Raw genomic sequence first — 18780 nt, forward strand, 5'->3', positions numbered from 1 at the left:
CTTCGCCGATACAACAATTACAAGAGTGCCGCGATGAACCTCATAGCCCGCAACACCTTCGACAACGAGCATGACAGCGTCCTGTACAACCGCATTGCCTGGCGGCTGCTGCCGTTTCTTTTCGTGCTCTACATCATCGCCTTCCTCGACCGGGTCAATGTCGGCTTCGCCAAGCTGCAGATGGCCGCCGACATCGGCCTGAGCGACCTGGCCTTCGGCTTCGGCGCCGGGGTGTTCTTCATCGGCTACTGCCTGTGCGAGATCCCCAGCAACATGATGCTGCAGAAGGTCGGTGCACGCTTCTGGATCACCCGGATCATGGTGATGTGGGGGCTGCTGTCGGTATCGATGCTGTTCGTGCAGACCCCCAACCAGTTCTATGTGCTGCGCTTTTTGCTGGGCATGGCCGAGGCCGGTTTCTACCCCGGCGTGGTGCTGTACATGACCTACTGGTTCCCTTCTTATGCCCGTTCCCAGGGCATGGCCTGGTTCAACCTCGGCATCGCCATGGCGGGTGTGATCGGCAGCCCGCTGTCGGGCTGGATCATGCAGACCTTCGCCGGCGTGGGCGGCATGGCCGGCTGGCAGTGGCTGTTCCTGCTGGAAGGCATGCCGGCGGTGATCCTCGGCGTCGTGGTGTTCTTCTACCTCGACGACCGTCCGGGCAAGGTGCACTGGCTGAGCGCCGAGCAGAACGCGCGGGTGGTGCGCCAGCTCGCCGAACAGCGCAGCGCCCAGGAGCAGGCCGGGGCCGGCCACAACTTCCGCGCGGCCTTCGTCAACAAGGACCTGTGGCGCCTGATCTACGTGAACTTCGCACTGCTGTGCGGCACCTACGGCGTGTCGTTCTGGTTGCCGCAGATCGTCCGCAACCTGGGTATCGAGAGCCTGACCCAGACCGGTTTCATCGCCGCCATCCCGTTCGCCGTGGCCTCGGTGGTGATGATTCTGGTCAGCCGCCATTCCGACCGCACCCGCGAGCGACGCTGGCATGGCACGCTGTGCAACCTGGCCTCGGCGGCGGGCTTGGCCATGGCGGCGTTCTTCCATGACCAGCCAGTGCTGTCCCTGGCCGGCTTGAGCCTGGCCATGTCCGGCGGGCTGGCCGGTTTCTGTGTGCTCTGGGCCTTGCCGGGCGTGCTGCTGACCGGCACTGCGGCGGCGGCGGGCATTGCCCTGATCGCCACCATCGGCAACCTGGGTGGCTATGCCAGTCCGTTCATGATGGGCTGGATCAAGCAGAGCAGCGGGCACCTGGAATATGGCCTGTACGTGCTGGCGGTGATGACCGTGCTGGGTGCGCTGGCGATGTCCGCCGTGAAGCCACCGAGCAGCAGGCAGCAGCGTCCATTAGGACAACCTTCGACGATTTAGTGTTGCGCACCAACACAAGTGTTTCGCCGAGCGATACAATCGGTCACTTTCCCCATCACGGATCGAGGTGACCGATTGGACCAGCAAGAAGAAAAGCCCAGCAGCGGTCCGGCGCTGCTGGAGTCGGTGGAAATGGTCTTCCGCCTGCTCGATGAACTCACCGCCGCCCGGCGTCCGCTGGGCGTCACCGAGCTGGCGCAACTGCTGCAGACGGCCAAGCCACGCACCTATCGCCACCTCGCATCCATGCGCCAGTTGGGCATCCTCGAACAGGACCCGGCCACCGAGAAGTACATGCTTGGCGCGCGACTGGTGGCCTATGGCGAGGCGGCCGGCGAGCAGTTCGACCTGCGTGCCATCGCCGACCCCTATCTCACCCGCATCCGCGATGCCACGGGGCAGACGGCCTTGCTCGCCGTGGCAACCCATGACACGGCGCTGGTGGTGTCCTGTGTCGAATCCAAGGCCAATGTTTGCATTTCGGTGAAACCGGGCAACCGTGTATTGCCGTATTGCTCGGCTCAGGGCCGTACCGTGCTGGCGTTTGCCGATGCGGCGAGCCAGCAGCGGGTGATGCGGCGCAAGATGCCGCAACTGACCGAGCGTACCTTGCATGAGCCGGAGGCATTGGCGCAGCGGCTGGAGCTGATTCGTGAGCGGCTGTATGACGATGCGGATGGCGAGGTGACGCTGGGGATCAATGCCTTGTGCTGCCCGATTTTCCGCGAAAACGACCAGATCGTCGGGACCATTGGCATTGTCGGGTCGAGCGCGGCGATCCCGTCGCCACCGCCGGCGGCGATGCTGAGGGAACTGCAGTCGGCGGCGGCGGAGATCAGCGAGCGGTTGCATGCGGGGACCTACCAGCGCCTGTGATATCGCATCGCGGGCAACGCCTGCTCCCACAAGGTTTTCGGTCGCCTTCGATACCGAGGCCTGACACAACACTCTGTGGGAGCGGGCGTTGCCCGCGATGGCGTCCGGACAGACAACACCCATGTGTCCGTCTCCTGCACCCCTTTGGCCGTATCACGCCCCCCGCCGCCATTGTCCCGCCACCCCAGCCTGCCAAGATGAATCCACGGATTCACGACGCAGGAGGTGAAAGGTTTTGGGGGCGCTGGCCAGTATTTCGAACAACGACGCGGTGCTGCATTTTGGCCGCTACGCACTGCACGCCAACCAGCGCCAGCTCCTCGCCGGGGACGAGCCGCTGCGTATCGGCGGGCGTGCCCTGGATATTCTCCAGGTGCTGCTGGAACAACCCGGCAGCGTCGTCGACAAGCAGACCCTGATCGCCCGCACCTGGCCCGACAGCGTGGTCGAGGAAATCAACCTGCGGGTGCATATCTCCGCCCTGCGCCGGGCCCTCGGCGACGGTTTCATCGCCCACGTACCCGGGCAGGGGTACCGCTTCGTCGCCCCGGTGCGGCGCGAGGGACAGGGCGCCTCGCACAACCTGCCCACCCGCCTGACCCGACTGATCGGCCGCGACGATGAACTCGCCGCCCTCGGCAAACTACTAGCGCAGCGTCGCCTGGTGACTCTCAGCGGGCCGGTGGGCGTGGGCAAGAGCGCCCTGGCCCTGGGCGCGGCCGAAGGGCAGGTGCAGCGCTGGCGCGATGGCGTCTGGCTGATCGATTTCGCCCAGGCACGATGCCCGCGGGAAGCGGTAACCATGCTGCTGCGCGAAAAGGGCCTCGACCCGTGCGAGGACTGTCCCCTGGGCGGCCTGCCCGGCTACCTGCTGGAACGCCGCCTGCTGCTGGTGCTGGACCATTGCGAAGCCTTGCCCCAGGGCAGTCGGCGCCTGGCCGAGGCGCTGCTGGCGCTGGCGCCGGGGGTGACGATCCTGGCGGTAAGCCGCGAGCCGCTGCGCATTCGCGGTGAAACCCTGCTGTCGCTGCTGCCCCTGGCGGTGCCACCCAGTGGCGATGGGCACAGTGTCGAACAGTTCATGAGTTATCCCGCAGTGCGTCTCTTCGTCGCTTGCGCCCAGGCCCGGCAGGCGGATTTCTGCCTCCGCCCGCAGGACCTCAAGCCGCTCTGGGAAATCTGCCGGCGACTGGACGGTCTGCCGCTGGCCCTGGAACTGGCGGCAGCGCAGATCGACGTGCTGGCCCTGTTGGGCCTGCGCGCACAACTCAATGCAGGCTTGCAGGTGCTCAACCGCGGCCGGCGCACCGCCCAGGCCCGCCACCAGTCCCTGCGTGCGGCGCTGGACTGGAGCTTCCAGCGGCTTTCCACCACCGAACAACAGGTGCTGCGCCGCCTGGCGCAACTGAGCCGGGCGTTCAGCCTGGAACAGGCGGTGGCCCATGTCGCGATCGAGGGCATCGGCCCGTTGCGGGCGGTGCGGGCGGTGGAGCAACTGGCGGCCAAGTCGCTGCTGACGCCGCACGACGCGCCGCTGACCTACCGGGTGCTCAACAGCACCCGCTGGTACGTGCAGCAGGGCGCTCAGCCGGCATAACGGTCCCGCGAGGCCTCGCGGGCGGGCAGTCGCTCCAGCAGTTGCCTGGCCTGCAGCAACTCGGTGGTGTCGAATCCTTCGCTGAAACGCGCGTACACAGGCGCCAGCAGTTGCCGCGCCGGCAGTGGCCGGCCGTCCTCCAGCCACAACTGCGCCAGGGCACAGGCGCTGCGCAGCTCCCAGACCAGCGCCTGCTGCTTGCGGGCGATGCCCAAGGCCTTGAGCAGCAGCACTTCGGCGTCCTGGCGGTGGCTGTCCAGCAGTTGCGTGGCGCGGGAGCAGAGCAGGGCGGCACTGGCCCAGCCGGCGTGGCCGTTGTGGGCGCGGGCCAGTCGGGCGTCGTCGACCCGCCCCGGGACCAGTGTCGCCAGCAGGTCGCCGAGCAGGCCATCGGTCGGTGTCGGTGGCGCCGGGTCGATGTCGACGGACGCGGCATAATGCCCGGCCCAGTCCTGGAACAGCCACAGCGCATGGCGCTCGGCGTAGTCGCGCAGCAGCAGCACCCGCTGCCGGGCCAGGTCGCGTTCGCCGTTGTACCAGGGCATCAAGCAGCCGCTCAGGGCCAGGGTATAGCACACCGTGGTGCCGTGGTTGATCTGCAAGGCCAGGTCGAGCGCCTGGTCTGCGGTGCGCGCGGCCTGTTCCAGAAAGCCTTGCAGCCAGAGGATGCGCGCCAGCAAGGTGAGGGCGGCGACGCTCTGGTCGTACTGCACGCCGAAGCCGTGGGTGAAGCGGTTGAGACGGCCACTGTGGGCCATGCGCTGCAGGGCGTCCTCGGCTTCGCGGCGGGCCGCTTCCTGGTCGCCGCAGAAGTGCAGGCCCAAGCCCCTCAGGCGTTGTGCGCTGAGGGCCAGCAACGGGTCCTCGGCCGGTCCGTGGCGGTCGAAATCACGGCTCAGTTGCAGGGCCTGCGGGTATTCGCCGCGGTACAGGTTGACCGCCATATGCCCGGAAATCGCCCGCAACTGGCCCGGCAGGTCGCCATGCCGTTCGGCCAGTTCGCGGGCGCTGGCGAAGGCCTCCAGGGTCTGCGCGGTGCCGCCCTGGCCGTGGTAGCTGAAGGTGCCCATGGCCAGCTTGAGGTTGACGTGCAGTTGCCAGCCGGGATGGGCTTCGCTGTCCAGGCGGCGCAGGGCCTTGCGGATATACCGACCGTGTTCTGCGAGTAGCGACAGTTCTTGCCAGAGGGGCGCCGACGCCGCGGTCAGGCGCGCGCCGAGCAGACCGGCATCGCTGCTGGCGAAGCTCCATTCCAGCGCGGCGCGCAGATCGTCGAGGCCGCGGGCGTAGCGCTCCAGCCACTGCCCGGTGCTGGTCAGCGCCCATTCCCGTTCGGCCTGCTGTATCACCGCCAGCAGGCGCTCGGCGTGGCGCTTCTGCGCATCCGGCAGCTCGCCGGCCTGTTGCAGCTTGCCCTGGGCGTAGCAACGGGTGGTGTCGAGCATGCGATAGAACACTTCTTCATCGCCGACATCGACGTTCAGCAGCGACTTGCTCACCAGTTGGCTGACCGCGTCGAGCACGTCCTCCGGGGCCAGGCGTTCGCCGGCGGCCAGGGCCAGCGCCGAGTTGAGGGTGAAGCCGCCGCGGAACACGCTGAGGCGGCGCAGGCAGGTGCGTTCGCTGTCGGCGAGCAACTGGAAGCTCCAGTCGAGGGTGGCGCCGAGCAGGTGCTGGCGGCGTTCTGCGGCGGGCGGCGTGGCGAGGTGGCGGCGCAGGTCGTCGAGCAAGGCGTCGAGGCCGAGGGTGTCCAGTTGCGCCGCCGCCAGTTCCAGGGCCAGGGGAATACCGTCAAGGTGACGGCAGAGGGCGATCACCGTGGCCAGGTTGTCCGTGCCCAGTTCGAAGCTTTCCCGGCTGGCCATGGCCCGTTCGACGAACAGTTGCACCGCGCCGTAGCCGAGGGCCTGCCGAGGGTCGACCACGCCCTCGGCAGGCGGACATTCCAGGGCATCCAGGCGTTGCAGGCACTCGCCCTCGGCGCGCAGGCTTTCGCGGCTGGTGACCAGGATCTGCAACTGCGGGGCGCAGCGCAGCAGGTGTTCGACCAGGGTGGCGACCGAGTCCACCAGGTGCTCGGCGTTGTCGATCACCAGCAGCAGGTGGCGCTCGCGCAGCCAGGTGCAGAGGGCGTCAAGGGGGGCCTGGTCGGGCAGGGTCAGGCCGAGCACGCCGGCGAGGTTGCTGACGATGGTGGAGGGGTTGCTCAGCGGGCTGAGGTCGAGCAGGCGCACGCCGTCGCGGTAGTGGCCGAGCAGTTGCTCGGCGACCCGCAGGGCCACGGTGGTCTTGCCGATCCCGCCGGGGCCGGCGAGGGTCAGCAGGCGCTGGCTGGTCAGTTGCCCGAGCAACTGGTTGACCAGCATTTGCCGGCCGATCAGGCGGGTGCGGCGCAGCGGCAGGTTGTGCTGCGCCTCGCCTGGAGTGGGCGCCGGGGATTCGCCGGCCTGCACCAGCGGGGCGACGAAGCTGTAGCCGCGCTGGGCCACGGTGACGATGTAGCGCTGGCCGTTCTGGCCATCGCCGAGGGCCTTGCGCAGGGCGGCGATATGCACCCGCAGGCTGATTTCCTCGACCACCGTGTCGGGCCAGACCCGGGCCATCAGCTGTGGCTTGCCCACCACTTCGCCAGGGTGTTCCAGCAATACCAGGAGGATGTCCATGGCGCGCCGGCCCAGGCGCAGGGGACGGTCGTTCTCGACGATCAGGCGCTGGTCGGGGAAGACCCGGTAGGGGCCGAACTGCACGGCCGGTTCACGGTTGCGACTCAAATCTGGCTCCTGGCCTGTTCCGACTATCGGCAGAGTCCCTGCGAGGGCTCTGGCCTGTGGTTTTCGCGCATGGTGGGCGGGTTCGTGCGGGAACGCAACGCCTGGACGTCATCCGTGCCGTCTACGCTTGTACCTCCCGGCGCGGCGGGGCCCTTGTGGGGGCGGGTGAACCCGCTCTCACAAAGGCCCGCGTCGAAAGACATTACGCCGCCAGGGGGGATAATTAACAACGATTAACTCGGCATCACCCGCTTCACGCTCAAGAATCCACTGGATCAAGCGCTAACGGGGAACCTCGCATGACCGAATCATCCACGTCGCGGCCATTGGCAGGCCAGCCCACCGCGACCAACGGCGAAGTGGTGACCCTGGTGGTGCGCCACCGCATCAAGGCCGGGCACGAGAGCGCCTACGAAACCTGGCTGCGCCATACCGTCAGCGCCGCCGCGCAGCGCCCCGGTCACCTCGGTGTCGACGTGATGCGTGGCCACGAAGGCGGCCTGCACACCTTTACCAGCGTCCTGCGCTACAGCTCGGTCGACGCCCTGCAAACCTGGCTGGACTCCGACGAGCGTCGGCAACTGGTGAGCCAGGCCGAGGCGATGCTGGCCGATGGCGATCAGGTCGAGCAGCACGCGCACAAAGAGTTCTGGTTCACCCCGAGCAACGACGCCGACAACGCTCCTGCGCCGCGCTGGAAACAGGCCGTGGTCACGCTGCTGGTGATCCTGCCGCACACCTTGCTGGTGCCGCTGCTGTGGCAGCCGCTATTCAAGCTCGCGCCGTGGCTGTCCGGCTACTTCGTCGCCACCTTGCTCATCACTCTGACCATCGTTCTGTCGGTGTGCTACGTCTGCATGCCGGCAGCGACCCGCCTGTTCGCCCCCTGGCTGCAACCCGCGACGGAGGATGGCCATGACCGACAAGGATGATCGCACCGACCCTACCCGCCGCCACCTGCTGGCGGGCTCCCTGCTGACGGCTGCCGCAGCATTGCTGCCACGGCTGTCCTTCTCTTCACCGACTCCAGACCAAGGACCTGCGATGAACGCCGATCTGATTCTGTTCAATGGCCGTTTCCACACCGTGGACCGTGAAAACCCGGAGGCCACCGCGGTGGCGATCAAGGACGGGCGTTTCCTCGCCGTTGGCAGCGATGCCCAGGCGATGGCCACCCGTGGCAGCGCCACCCAGGTCATCGACCTCAAGGGCCGCTGCGCCATTCCCGGCCTCAACGACTCGCACCTGCACCTGATCCGTGGCGGCCTCAATTACAACCTGGAACTGCGCTGGGAAGGTGTGCCGTCGCTGGCCGACGCCTTGCGCATGCTCAAGGACCAGGCGGCGCGTACGCCGACCCCGCAATGGGTGCGCGTGGTAGGCGGCTGGAACGAATTCCAGTTCGCCGAAAAGCGCATGCCGACCCTGGACGAACTCAACCAGGCGGCGCCGGACACCCCCGTGTTCGTCCTTCACCTGTACGACCGTGCGCTGCTCAACCGCGCCGCGCTGCGCGTGGCCGGCTACACCAAGGACACGCCGAACCCGCCGGGTGGCGAGATCGTCCGTGACGCCCGTGGCGAGCCCACCGGCATGCTAGTGGCGCGGCCCAACGCGATGATCCTTTATTCGACCCTGGCCAAGGGACCGAAGCTGCCGCTGGAGTACCAGGTCAACTCGACCCGCCAGTTCATGCGTGAGCTCAACCGCCTCGGCCTGACCAGTGCCATCGATGCCGGCGGCGGCTTCCAGAACTACCCGGACGACTACGAGGTGATCGAGCAACTGGCCAGGGAAGATCAGTTGACGGTGCGTATCGCCTACAACCTGTTCACCCAGAAGCCCAAGGAGGAGCTGGCCGACTTCAAGAACTGGACCAGCAGCGTCAAGCTGCACCAGGGCGACGACATGCTGCGCCACAACGGCGCCGGCGAGATGCTGGTGTTCTCCGCCGCCGACTTCGAGGACTTCCTCGAACCGCGCCCGGACCTGCCGCCAGGCATGGAGCAGGACCTGGAGCCGGTCGTGCGCCATCTGGTCGAGCAGCGCTGGCCGTTCCGCCTGCACGCCACCTATGACGAATCCATCAGCCGCATGCTCGATGTGTTCGAGAAGGTCAACCGCGACATTCCGTTCAACGGCCTGCCGTGGTTCTTCGACCACGCCGAGACCATCACCCCGCGCAACATCGAGCGCGTGCGTGCCCTGGGCGGCGGCATCGCCATCCAGGACCGCATGGCCTTCCAGGGCGAATACTTCGTCGACCGCTACGGCGCCAAGGCCGCCGAGGCCACCCCGCCGATCAAGCGCATGCTTGCCGAGGGCGTGCCGGTGGGCGCCGGTACCGATGCCACCCGGGTGTCCAGCTACAACCCGTGGACCTCGCTGTACTGGATGGTCAGCGGTCGCACTGTCGGCGGCCTGGCCCTGCACCAGGAAGGCCTGCCGCGCGCCACCGCCCTCGAACTGTTCACCCACGGCAGCGCCTGGTTCTCGTCGGACCAGGGCAAGAAGGGCCAGGTCAAGGTCGGCCAGTTGGCCGACGTGGCGGTGCTCAGCGCCGACTTCTTCAGCGTCGAGGAAGAAGCCATCAAGTGGATCGAGTCGGTGCTGACCGTGGTCGGCGGCAAGGTGGTCTACGGTGCCGGCGACTTCGGTCCGCTGGGGCCGAAGGACATCCCGGTGCTGCCGGACTGGTCGCCGGTGGCCAAGGTCCCGGGGCACTGGCGTCCGACCTCTCCCATGGTGGCCCAGGTACACCAGTGCAGCGGCCCGTGCGCGGTGCACTCCCACAGCCATGAGCGGGCGCGCCTGTCCAATGTCCCGGTCAGCGACTTCCAGGGTTTCTGGGGCGCCTTTGGCTGCTCCTGCTTCGCCTTCTGAGTTCCACCCCGGCGCGGGCAGGGGCCCGCGCCTCCTTCAATGCAGAGGAGTCATGAGATGAGCAACGACTACAAGCGCCTGAACAAAGACGATGCCGTGGTGTTGCTGGTGGATCACCAGACCGGCCTGATTTCGCTGGTGCAGGATTTCTCGCCGAACGAGTTCAAGAACAACGTCCTGGCCCTGGGCGACCTGGCCAAGTTCTTCGGCCTGCCGACCATCCTCACCACCAGCTTCGAACAAGGCCCGAACGGCCCGCTGGTGCCGGAGCTGAAGGAGCAGTTCCCGGACGCGCCGTACATCGCCCGCCCTGGCCAGATCAACGCCTGGGACAACGCCGACTTCGTCCAGGCCATCAAGAACACCGGGCGCAAGCAACTGATCATCGCGGGCGTGGTGACCGATGTGTGCGTGGCGTTCCCGACCCTGTCGGCGCTGGCGGAAGGTTACGACGTGTTCGTCGTCACCGATGCTTCCGGGACTTTCAACGAGACTGTGCAGCAGGCAGCCTGGGCGCGCATGAGTGCAGCCGGTGCGCAGTTGATGAACTGGTTCGCGGTAGCGTGTGAACTGCACCGTGACTGGCGCAACGACATCGAAGGCCTGGGCAACCTGCTGTCCCAGCGCCTGCCGAACTACCGCAACCTGATGAACAGCTATGCCGCGTTGACCGCCGCGCAGAAATAAGGCACGGCTGCGACGCGGACCCGTGGGAGCAGGTTTGCTCCCACGGGCTCCTGCGTTGGATACCTTGATGGCAAAACGCTATTTCCCCTGTCATCCCATCTCCCTACAATCGAATGCTCACTCAACGGGTTGGATGGTCCAGCCACTGGTGCAGCATAGGGAGAAACGCCTCGATGTTCGACTCACCGCTTAAGTTCGGCATATCCATTTCCGCCCGCGGGCTGATCGAAGACACCTGCCTGGCGATGATTCCTGGCGCGGTCGTCGATATCTGGGACGTCTTGCACCAGGACCATGGGCGCGGGGGCTACGAGGAGGTCAACGCACAGCTGGACCGACACCTTGAGCCGTTGCAACAGGTGCGCTCGCGTATCGCTTTGCTCGAGCGCAAGGTCGCGGCTTATCGCCTGAACCTGGACAAGTACGAGATCGCTCCGGCGCTCACGCTGATCGAGTCCATCTACCACGATTACGATCAGGCCCTGGAAACGCTCATTCAAGGCATCCGCGAACAGTCCGCCGGCGGCCCGCAGGGCGCGGCCGACCACTTTGTCGGCCGCGGCCGCCTGAACGGGCTGGGCAGCCGCGTCAGCGAGGAGTTGGGGGAGAGCCTGCTGACCCTGCAGCGCATGCTCAGCACGTCCTACGGCCAGTACTTCCTCAGGCCGTTCTACGAGGACCTGAAACAACGCGACTTCGTTTCGTTCTTCTACAACAGCAAATACTGCTATGCGCGGTTCTTCCTGGCTCAGGTCAAGGCGTTCCTGCTGCTGCATCTGGTCCAGGCCGACTCCTGCCTGCCGTTCCGCATCCAGAACGAGCTCGACGATTTCGAGGTCTTGCTGGGCCGTCAGGAAAGGGAGTTGACCCACTGGCTGCCCGACGAGGTGCTGGCCCTGGTCCAGCAATTGGCGCGCGAGCCCGAGGGCATGCGCGGCGCCGCATCGGTGAGCTTGCGCTCGGGCTTGGGGGACAACGGCCTGCGCTTCGGCGACGACGGCGGTGTACACCCCTGTGTTGAGGTTCAGGAGTGGCGCCTGGAGCCCATTGACCCCTTGGTTTTCAACCCGCAGGTCGACCAGCGTTTTCACCTCAAGCACGCGGTGTCGGGGAAGATTCTCCAGCTTGGCGGCGCGACCGGAGTGATGGGGTGCACCGACTACAAGGCGATCAAGGGCGGCTGGAAGATCAGCTGGAACGCTGCGCATGAGGTGTTCAACCTGCAGTTCAAAGGTCAGGCGAACGATGCCAACAACGACGTCCGGCTGGTCTCCCGCAGCGCCCCGAGCAAGTCGATCCATGAGGTGCGCCTGGATGGCAAGCGTGTCGATCATCCCTACGAGAACGAACAGCAGTTCTTCATCCAGCCGTATTACTATGTGTTCGCCGGGCGTGACCGGATGCAGGTGGACGAGCATCTGGTGCCCAATGGTTTCGTGATGTCGCAAGGCGGAGACTACACCTTGCTGTATCGCACCAACGGCTCGGTGATGCTGGTCAGGGATTCCGATAGCAAGACGGTCTGGATCGCAGCCGAGGGGCATGGGCGACCCCCGGCGCGCCTGATGCTGCAACCGGACGGCAACCTCGTTGCGTATGACATCGACGGCAAGGCTTATTGGGCGTCGGGCAAGTACTTCAAGGACCAGCAGGCCGTCTACAAGCGCTCCGTGCTGCGGGTGCGCAAGGACGGGCGAGTGGAGATCCGGGTGCCGGGACAGGAGATCTTCTGGATCACCCCGGCGTGAACGACGAGGGCCGCTGCGCGGCCCCCTCGCAAGTCGGCGGCCTGATCAGCGGTTCGGTTGTACCACCCAGTCCCTGTCGGGCGCCTCTGTGCATTCGCTCGATCGAGCCGGCAGGCCGGGCGTGCCGTTTGACAGGCCGTGGAGGCACAACGGACGCGGGCTGCCCGACGTACTCGTCATAGTTGGTGCAGCGCTCCAAGATCGGGACATCACCGTAGGTTCCGGATCGTCAACCCCTGCTTGTCCTCGGTCCAGAAGACATCCTTGCACCCGGTCTGTGGTTCGTCGTTCCGACGAGCGGATGAACTGCCCCCAGGGTTGGGCTCCCGTCCAAGCCTGGGGGACAGTCCGGCGGCTGTTGCCGACGGGAAAGCCGGTTACCACCTCACCCTGACCCCGAGATTGCCAATCAACCCATTCAGATCATTGTCATCCACATCACTGCTGTAGTCGGCACTGACGAACAGCGCCACCTTAGGCGTAACCCTCGCCACCAGCCCCAGCCCCAACTCCACCGTGGTCGAGTTGCGCCCGCTGCTGATCTTGTCGACCTTGTCCAGCGTCACCGTGTCGGCATTGGAGAAGTCATACCAGACGTTGGTCCGCACGAACGGCTCGATCGGCATGCCGCTGACCACATAGTGCCCGGACAACCTGGCGCCGACCCGGCCACTCCAGCTCGGCTGGCCGTCATACGCCTGCAACGCCTGGGCCTGGGCCTGGTTGGCGGCGAAGTACTGCTGATTGACCAACTGCGCCTGCGGCTCGATCACCCAGTTCTTGCCCAGGCCAATGGGGAATCCACCCTCCACCGAGAAGGTCAGTGCATGCCCGTCGCCATCGATGCGCTCGCCGCTGGCATTGCGTCCGTTGGCATCGAAACGGGTGCCCATGGCCACCGCATCCACATGCCAGCCCTGCTCATGACGCAGGCTCCAGTACATGCCGACGCTTTCGCCCTGCAACTGCACGCTGCTGCCCTTGTCGCCCAGCGCTGGCCGCCGACCGTCGAAGCCGCTCTGCAGGTTGCTGTGGCTGACGAATATCCCCGCCCGATGGGTATTGCCACCTGCGGTTTCACGGACGAACAGATCGGGGCTTATGCGCAGGTCATTACCCGGGGCTTCCAGGCGCGCTTCGGCCAGTGCCGGGCGTGCTGCGGTGGGGAACAATTGCGCCCACTGGCCTTGCAGCAACTGCGGGGTGGCGAGGACATCACGCTGTGCTCGACCCTCGGCGAAGGCGCCCAGGGTCTCTCGGCCAAGGCCGCTGAAACTCACCGGCTGCAGGGTCAGGGTGGGCACGGCGAAGGCCGTGGACGGGTCCTGATCGTCGAGGTCGAGTACTTGCGATTCCACCGGGGTTGCCAGGAGCAGCGACGTGGAAACCGCGAAGAAAAACGATTCAAAGCCCGAAGGGTTCGACAGTTTTTGCATGGCGGATCTCCTCACAGTAACAGCCAGGGTTTCTGGCCTGATGTCACGGCTCGAGGAGGGGCGACCCAAACCAGCAAGCGAACCCCGTCCCGCGCGAAAAGGCGCGAGCTAGACGCTCGGATTGAGTGCTGGACGGATGTCGCTAAGGTGAAGTCAAGGAGATGGGGGAGGGGGCGTCAAGATTATGTGAAAAACCTGTGAGACTTTCGTGCCATGAGCCAAGCCATTGAAAAGACTGAGGTGGTAAGCCGGCATAGAGAGGCGCGCTCTTTCAGCCGGCCGCGCTATTTCGAATGATTGCTAGGCCAGCAGCGCATCGCCACTGACTGCCACGCCGATATTCTCGGCCGGCACGATGGTGGGGTTGCGTTTCAGGTGGAGTCGGTACAGCGCCAGACTCAGTTGATCAAGTTGCGCGGAGCCGCAGTGGGCGCTGATCGCGGTGAAGTAGGTGGCGACTTCGCTGGTGCCGGCCTTGGCTTTGTCGAAGAAGTTCGCGAGCCGGGAGATATCCGCCGCCTCGGGAGCGGCTTTCTGGAGCAGTGCCGTGAGCTCGCGCAGTGCGTTCACGTGCTCCTCTTCGTCTGGTTTGCTGGCGTACTGCGTGGTCTTCAGCTTCACCGACAAATGTGGAAGCCCCGCATTCAAGAGCAGCCCGGCGGTGTTCGCGCCCTCGAACAGCACCGGCAATTGCGAGCGCAGGACCATTTGCTTGAACAGCGGGCCGGGCAGGGAGTCCGCCGTGGTCAGCAGGATCGCCTTGGTCTCCACGCTGCCGATGGCCTCGACGAGGCGTGCGACGGGGTCCGCCGCCTCCAGGTTGACCACCGCAACGCCCCCGACACTCTGGAAACCCTCGGCGAATGTGGGTCGTTTGCAGGGCACCAACAGGACGACTTTCGGTGCAGCCATGCAGGCCAAGGCCTTGGCCATGATGACCCCGGCAGCGTTCGCCTTCTCCGCTTGGTGAAGCCCGTAGCCGACCTGCAGGCGGATCGATCCGGCACCAAGCTCATGCAGAAGTCTGGTAAACACCGGGCGCAATCGTGCCGGTGCCTGGGCTATGGTTCCTGCATCGTCCAGTCGGGCCGGAACGCCGTAGACGTAGGCGGCCTGCCTGGGCAGGCAGAGGTCATCGAACGTGTCGTCGGCGAAGAGATAGCGCCGGTGCGGGTACCACAGGTAGGGTTGCAGGATCAGTACCTCGGGGCTCTTGAGCGCGGTCTTGAAACCGGCAACCTCGTGTTTTGTCGTGGCCATCTCGGGATTACCGAGGTCGAAGGCGGGCAGGATGCCGATGATGTTCGCACGCTTGCCGGCTTCGAAGTCCTCGCTGCTGCCGACATGGCTGGCGTTCGCATATACCGCCTTGATATCGCTGGCGAGGACGTCCAGGCGTTCACGCACGGAAACCGTGTCAAACGAACGGATCTTCAGGTCCAGCACTACCGATTTGATGCCTGGATGGGTGGTCAGCCGGTAGTTGGCACCCGCGCTCGTGTAGCACAGGATCGCGTTGTGCATGCCGATGGATTCTGCGCAGTTGTTTTCTGCCGTGAGGCAGTTGTGCACATGCTTCGGCGAACCCTCCGTGCAGTCATCGAGCTCTGCCAACTCGCGATTGATAGCGAGGGTGGCGTTCACGCCGTCGGGGCTGACCTCGAACTGCGGTACCGGCTCCAGCTCCGGAAACAGTTGCTTGGCGAGCGCTGTTGCCAACGCTTGCAACTGGTCGGTGGTGACCAGGCTGCCATCTCTCAAGGTAATCAGGATGTCGATCCTGGGAGGGGCCTCGTCGGGAGATGTGCCTGTCACGTTCAGCGTGAGTCGAGGCGCGGGACTCGGTGCGTATTGGTTGAATTCGGACTCCTGCTTCAGTTGCAGGTCCACCAGGCCGAGCGTGGCCGCGCAGGCCTCCTTTTGCACCAGCGTTGCGACGTCGAGCAGATGATTCGGGGAGGTTTCATCTTCCTGCGAACCATCCGACAAGGTCGTCGTGTGGCAGGTCCGGAGCATTGTCAATTGCGCAGACTTTCCGTCCGGACCGAGGGTGTAGGTGATCCGTTGCGGGGGCAGGTCCGGCCCCTCCGGGTCGCGTGGAACTGCGAGGCTCAAGTAGCGCTGCCAGAAGGTCTTCAGATTGGCCGGCAGGACATCCGTGACCCGCGCCACCAGTTTGTACGGGTAATCGGTGAGTTCTGATGCCTGCGACAGGATGCGCACCATAGGCCGCTCAGCGTCGGCGTAGGCCGCTCGTCTGACCAGCAGACTCATTTCCTGGAGAAAGTCGATGGTGGCGGCCTGGTTGCCTAAGTTCGCGCCGTCGGCCACATACAGCCGCACATCGCTGTTCCTGAGCAGATCATTGACCTTCCCGGCGAGGTCCGCTGGCGGCGTGACCCAGTCCGGCGCCAGGGTCAGGGTGATTTCCTTGTGCCCACCTGGGAGGAGGGTCAGCGCGTAGCTGACCTCCTCGGGCTCAAAATCTACCTTCGGCTTGGATGCATACTGCCCGTCTGGCGGCGGAACGAAGATGAGCTTAAGGGAGACCTGCTCGGTCAGCTGCGCGCCGGTAAAGGTGAACCACACCCAGCCCTGCGCGTTGGTCTGCGCACTGATGGCCTGGTGCCCTTCCCGTGACAGGCTCAGGGTGATGCCAGCAACGCCCTGGTGCAGGTAGCACTCCACCACCCGAACCCGGAGGTGGACCCGCAGGCACTGGGCGACCATCTCCCCGGGCGGTTGCGGGAGCACGTAGGGTTTCTCGGTGAACACGCCTAGCTCGCCTCCCTACGGCTTATTTCGGCATGCGCCCTTTCCATGAACTCGCCATGGGCAGCGCTGGCCGACAGGTGCGGGTCATGCAGCGGCGCGACCCAGCCCCCTTGCCAGGGCGGGGCGCCGAACGCGGCAAACACGGCCGCGCTGAGCAGGATGAAGGTACTGTCGAGCATGCGCCGTTCGGTCGCCCAAGCCATGGCCGCGTCGACCAGTCGGGCCGGGTCCTGCCCGCTGCGGGCCACGGTTTTCGGCCAGTCGGCCTGCAAGCGCCTGGCCAGTTCGGCCAACGCCGTGGCGCGCCGGACCCTGGCCATGGCTTCCATCTGGGTTTCGCGAATGATCAGCATGACCGCTCCCCGACTCCTGTGAGACGACGAGGATAGTGGCATTTTGATTTTGCGAGAAGAGGGCGAGATCAGCTCTCTTCATCACGCTGCAACTCCAGCAACACCAGGCTCCGTCCGGTCACCTCGTACTGACTGTCGAAGTCGTGCTTGCGCGGTTTGCGGCGCTGCGGCTGATCGGTGTCGATCAGGCAGTTCCAGTACTCGCCCTCGGGCACTTCCGGCAAGGTGAACGGCACCGTGTCGTGGTGCGCGTTGACCACAAGCAGCAAGGTGGCGTCGGCCCCCGGCTTGATGATGCCGCTGACCTGAGCGCGGCCGTCCATCAGCATGCCCAGGCATCGGCCCTGGCTGTCCTGCCACTGTTCCACGGTCATCTCGTTGCCATCCGGCGCCAGCCAGGTGACGTCCTTGACGCCGATTGCCTCATTGTAGTCGCCGACCAGGAAGCGGGCGCGGCGCAGGATCGGGTAGGTCCGCCGCAGGCGGGTCAGGCGCTTGACGAAGGCCAGCAGTTGCCTGCCGTCCTCGTCCAGGTCCCAGTTGATCCAGCCGATCTCGCTGTCCTGGCAGTAGGCGTTGTTATTGCCGTGCTGGGTGCGGCTGAACTCATCGCCGGCGACGATCATCGGCGTGCCTTGGGCCAGCAGCAGGGTGGCGAACAGGTTGCGCATCTGGCGCAGGCGCAGGGCGTTGATTTCCGGATCGTCGGTCGGGCCTTCGACGCCATGGTTCCACGACAGGTTGTTGTTGCTGCCGTCCTGGTTGTTCTCGTCGTTGTCCTCGTTGTGCTTGTCGTTGTACGAGACCAGGTCGCGCAGGGTGAAACCGTCGTGGGCGGTGATGAAGTTGACCGAGGCGTAAGGGCGGCGGCCACGGCGGTTGAACAGCTCGCCGGAGGCGGTCATGCGCGCGGCGAAGTCGGCCAACTGACCTTCGTCGCCTTTCCAGAAGGCCCGCACCGTATCGCGGAAGCGGTCGTTCCATTCGGCCCAGCCGGGGGCGAAGTTGCCCACCTGGTAACCGCCGGGACCGCAGTCCCAAGGCTCGGCGATCAGCTTGACCTGGCGCAGCAACGGGTCCTGGCGGCAGGCGACGAGGAAGCTGTGGCGCTCGTCGAAGCCTTCGTGATAACGCCCGAGGATGGTCGCCAGGTCGAAGCGGAAACCGTCCACGTGCATCTCGCCGGCCCAGTAGCGCAGCGAGTCGGTGACCAGTTGCAGCACGCAGGGGTGGCTGAGGTCGAGGGTGTTGCCGGTGCCGGAATCGTTGATGTAGAAGCGCTTGTCGTCGGGCATCAGGCGGTAGTACGAGGCGTTGTCGATGCCGCGCATGGACAGGGTCGGGCCCAGTTCGTTGCCTTCGGCGGTGTGGTTGTAGACCACGTCGAGGATCAGCTCCAGGCCGGCATCGTGCAGGTGCGCGACCATTTCCTTGAACTCGGCGATCTTGCCCTTGGCCAGGTAGCGTGGATGGGGCGCGAAGAATGCGATGCTGTTGTAGCCCCAATAGTTGTTCAGGCCCTTTTGCAGCAGGTGCTGGTCGTTGACGAAGGCGTGGATCGGCAGTAGCTCGATGGCGGTGACGCCGAGGTCCTTGATATGTCCGATCAGCTCGTCGTTCATCAGCCCGGCGAAGGTGCCGCGGGCGGCGTCCGGCACGGCGGGGTGGCGCATGCTGATACCACGTACATGGGCCTCGTAGACGATGGTCTTTTCCCAGGGCGTGGCCACGCGCTGGTCGCGGCCCCAGGTGTAGGCCGGGTCGATCACCTTGCACTTGGGCACGAAGGGCGCGCTGTCGCGCTCGTCGAAGCTGAGGTCGCCGTCGGGGTGGCCGATGGTGTAGCCGAACAGGGCTTCGGACCATTTCAGCATGCCCACCAGCTGCTTGGCGTAGGGATCGATCAGCAGCTTGTTGGGGTTGAAGCGATGGCCGTTGTGCGGCTCGTACGGGCCGTGCACGCGGTAGCCGTAGATCAGGCCGGGGTGGGCGTCGGGCAGGTAGCCGTGGAAGATCTCGTCGGTGTATTCCGGCAGCTCGATGCGCTCGATCTCGGTCTCGCCACTGGCGTCGAACAGGCACAGCTCGACCTTGGTGGCATTGGCCGAGAAGATCGCGAAATTGACTCCCAGGCCATCCCAGGTGGCGCCCAGCGGGAAGGGCAGGCCTTCACGGATGCGCGACGGTTCACGGTGTACGGGTTCGACTTTTTCTTTGCTACGGCTCATGGGTCACCTGGAAAACACGGGATTTCGGGAACAGTTGCCCGGCGCGGCAGCC

General features: G+C 65.4%; 11 protein-coding genes and 1 pseudogene. 7 read left to right on the plus strand and 5 right to left on the minus strand.

Translation table 11 applies throughout. The annotated features are described in order from the left end of the window. Window positions 1-33 precede the first annotated feature (33 nt). The 3 genes from AC5QPF_RS12365 to AC5QPF_RS12375 all read left to right on the plus strand — a co-directional run bounded on the left by AC5QPF_RS12365 (window position 34) and on the right by AC5QPF_RS12375 (window position 3847). Window positions 34-1374 carry an MFS transporter gene (locus AC5QPF_RS12365; protein ID WP_494963479.1) on the plus strand — a complete coding sequence of 447 codons (1341 nt, stop codon included), beginning with the start codon at window positions 34-36 and terminating at the stop codon, window positions 1372-1374. Between the two features lie 75 nt (window positions 1375-1449). Further along, window positions 1450-2250, plus strand: coding sequence for an IclR family transcriptional regulator domain-containing protein (locus AC5QPF_RS12370; RefSeq protein ID WP_494963480.1), 801 nt, complete (start codon window positions 1450-1452; stop codon window positions 2248-2250). Window positions 2251-2485: 235 nt separating this feature from the next. After that, a complete protein-coding gene (locus tag AC5QPF_RS12375; protein ID WP_494963481.1) occupies window positions 2486-3847 on the plus strand; it encodes a winged helix-turn-helix domain-containing protein in 1362 nt (453 codons plus the stop codon). Here AC5QPF_RS12375 and AC5QPF_RS12380 read toward each other — a convergent pair. Further along, window positions 3835-6618: a winged helix-turn-helix domain-containing protein gene (locus AC5QPF_RS12380; protein WP_494963482.1), complete on the minus strand. Its 2784-nt coding sequence runs from the start codon at window positions 6616-6618 to the stop codon at window positions 3835-3837. The two genes, AC5QPF_RS12375 and AC5QPF_RS12380, sit on opposite strands and share 13 nt — an antisense overlap. 299 nt (window positions 6619-6917) lie before the next feature. Here AC5QPF_RS12380 and AC5QPF_RS12385 point away from each other — a divergent pair, with 299 nt between their 5' ends. The 4 genes from AC5QPF_RS12385 to AC5QPF_RS12400 all read left to right on the plus strand — a co-directional run bounded on the left by AC5QPF_RS12385 (window position 6918) and on the right by AC5QPF_RS12400 (window position 11936). Next, complete coding sequence (locus tag AC5QPF_RS12385; protein ID WP_494963483.1) at window positions 6918-7550, plus strand: antibiotic biosynthesis monooxygenase; 633 nt, start codon at window positions 6918-6920, stop codon at window positions 7548-7550. Between the two features lie 112 nt (window positions 7551-7662). Further along, window positions 7663-9501: an amidohydrolase family protein gene (locus AC5QPF_RS12390; RefSeq protein WP_494964163.1), complete on the plus strand. Its 1839-nt coding sequence runs from the start codon at window positions 7663-7665 to the stop codon at window positions 9499-9501. A 57-nt stretch (window positions 9502-9558) separates the two neighbouring features. Further along, window positions 9559-10188, plus strand: coding sequence for an isochorismate family cysteine hydrolase YcaC (gene ycaC, locus AC5QPF_RS12395; protein ID WP_494963484.1), 630 nt, complete (start codon window positions 9559-9561; stop codon window positions 10186-10188). 173 nt (window positions 10189-10361) lie between these two features. Continuing rightward, the gene (locus AC5QPF_RS12400; protein WP_494963485.1) at window positions 10362-11936 is read left to right on the plus strand and encodes a hypothetical protein; all 1575 of its coding nucleotides are present in this window, start codon (window positions 10362-10364) and stop codon (window positions 11934-11936) included. A gap of 377 nt (window positions 11937-12313) precedes the next feature. Here AC5QPF_RS12400 and AC5QPF_RS12405 read toward each other — a convergent pair whose 3' ends face one another. From AC5QPF_RS12405 to glgX, 4 genes and pseudogenes are all read right to left on the minus strand, one after another. Continuing rightward, window positions 12314-13372, minus strand: coding sequence for an autotransporter domain-containing protein (locus AC5QPF_RS12405; RefSeq protein WP_494963486.1), 1059 nt, complete (start codon window positions 13370-13372; stop codon window positions 12314-12316). Window positions 13373-13672: 300 nt separating this feature from the next. Further along, window positions 13673-16147: a hypothetical protein gene (locus AC5QPF_RS12410; protein WP_494963487.1), complete on the minus strand. Its 2475-nt coding sequence runs from the start codon at window positions 16145-16147 to the stop codon at window positions 13673-13675. Between the two features lie 2 nt (window positions 16148-16149). Further along, window positions 16150-16500, minus strand: a complete 351-nt coding sequence (locus AC5QPF_RS12415; protein ID WP_494963488.1) for a hypothetical protein — start codon at window positions 16498-16500, stop codon at window positions 16150-16152. Window positions 16501-16568: 68 nt separating this feature from the next. Next, window positions 16569-18711 (minus strand): annotated as a pseudogene (gene glgX / locus AC5QPF_RS12420) (glycogen debranching protein GlgX); the annotation flags it as partial. Between the last annotated feature and the right edge of the window lie 69 nt (window positions 18712-18780).

The sequence above is a fragment of the Pseudomonas sp. Con_6 genome, assembly GCF_059379395.1.

Bases quoted from the DNA above. Each gene is read 5' to 3' on its own strand.
- AC5QPF_RS12415 (WP_494963488.1), bottom strand. From the start codon at position 16,500: ATGCTGATCATTCGCGAAACCCAGATGGAAGCCATGGCCAGGGTCCGG.
- AC5QPF_RS12390 (WP_494964163.1), top strand. From the start codon at position 7,663: ATGAACGCCGATCTGATTCTGTTCAATGGCCGTTTCCACACCGTGGAC.
- AC5QPF_RS12405 (WP_494963486.1), bottom strand. From the start codon at position 13,372: ATGCAAAAACTGTCGAACCCTTCGGGCTTTGAATCGTTTTTCTTCGCG.
- AC5QPF_RS12365 (WP_494963479.1), top strand. From the start codon at position 34: ATGAACCTCATAGCCCGCAACACCTTCGACAACGAGCATGACAGCGTC.
- AC5QPF_RS12400 (WP_494963485.1), top strand. From the start codon at position 10,362: ATGTTCGACTCACCGCTTAAGTTCGGCATATCCATTTCCGCCCGCGGG.
- AC5QPF_RS12385 (WP_494963483.1), top strand. From the start codon at position 6,918: ATGACCGAATCATCCACGTCGCGGCCATTGGCAGGCCAGCCCACCGCG.
- ycaC (WP_494963484.1), top strand. From the start codon at position 9,559: ATGAGCAACGACTACAAGCGCCTGAACAAAGACGATGCCGTGGTGTTG.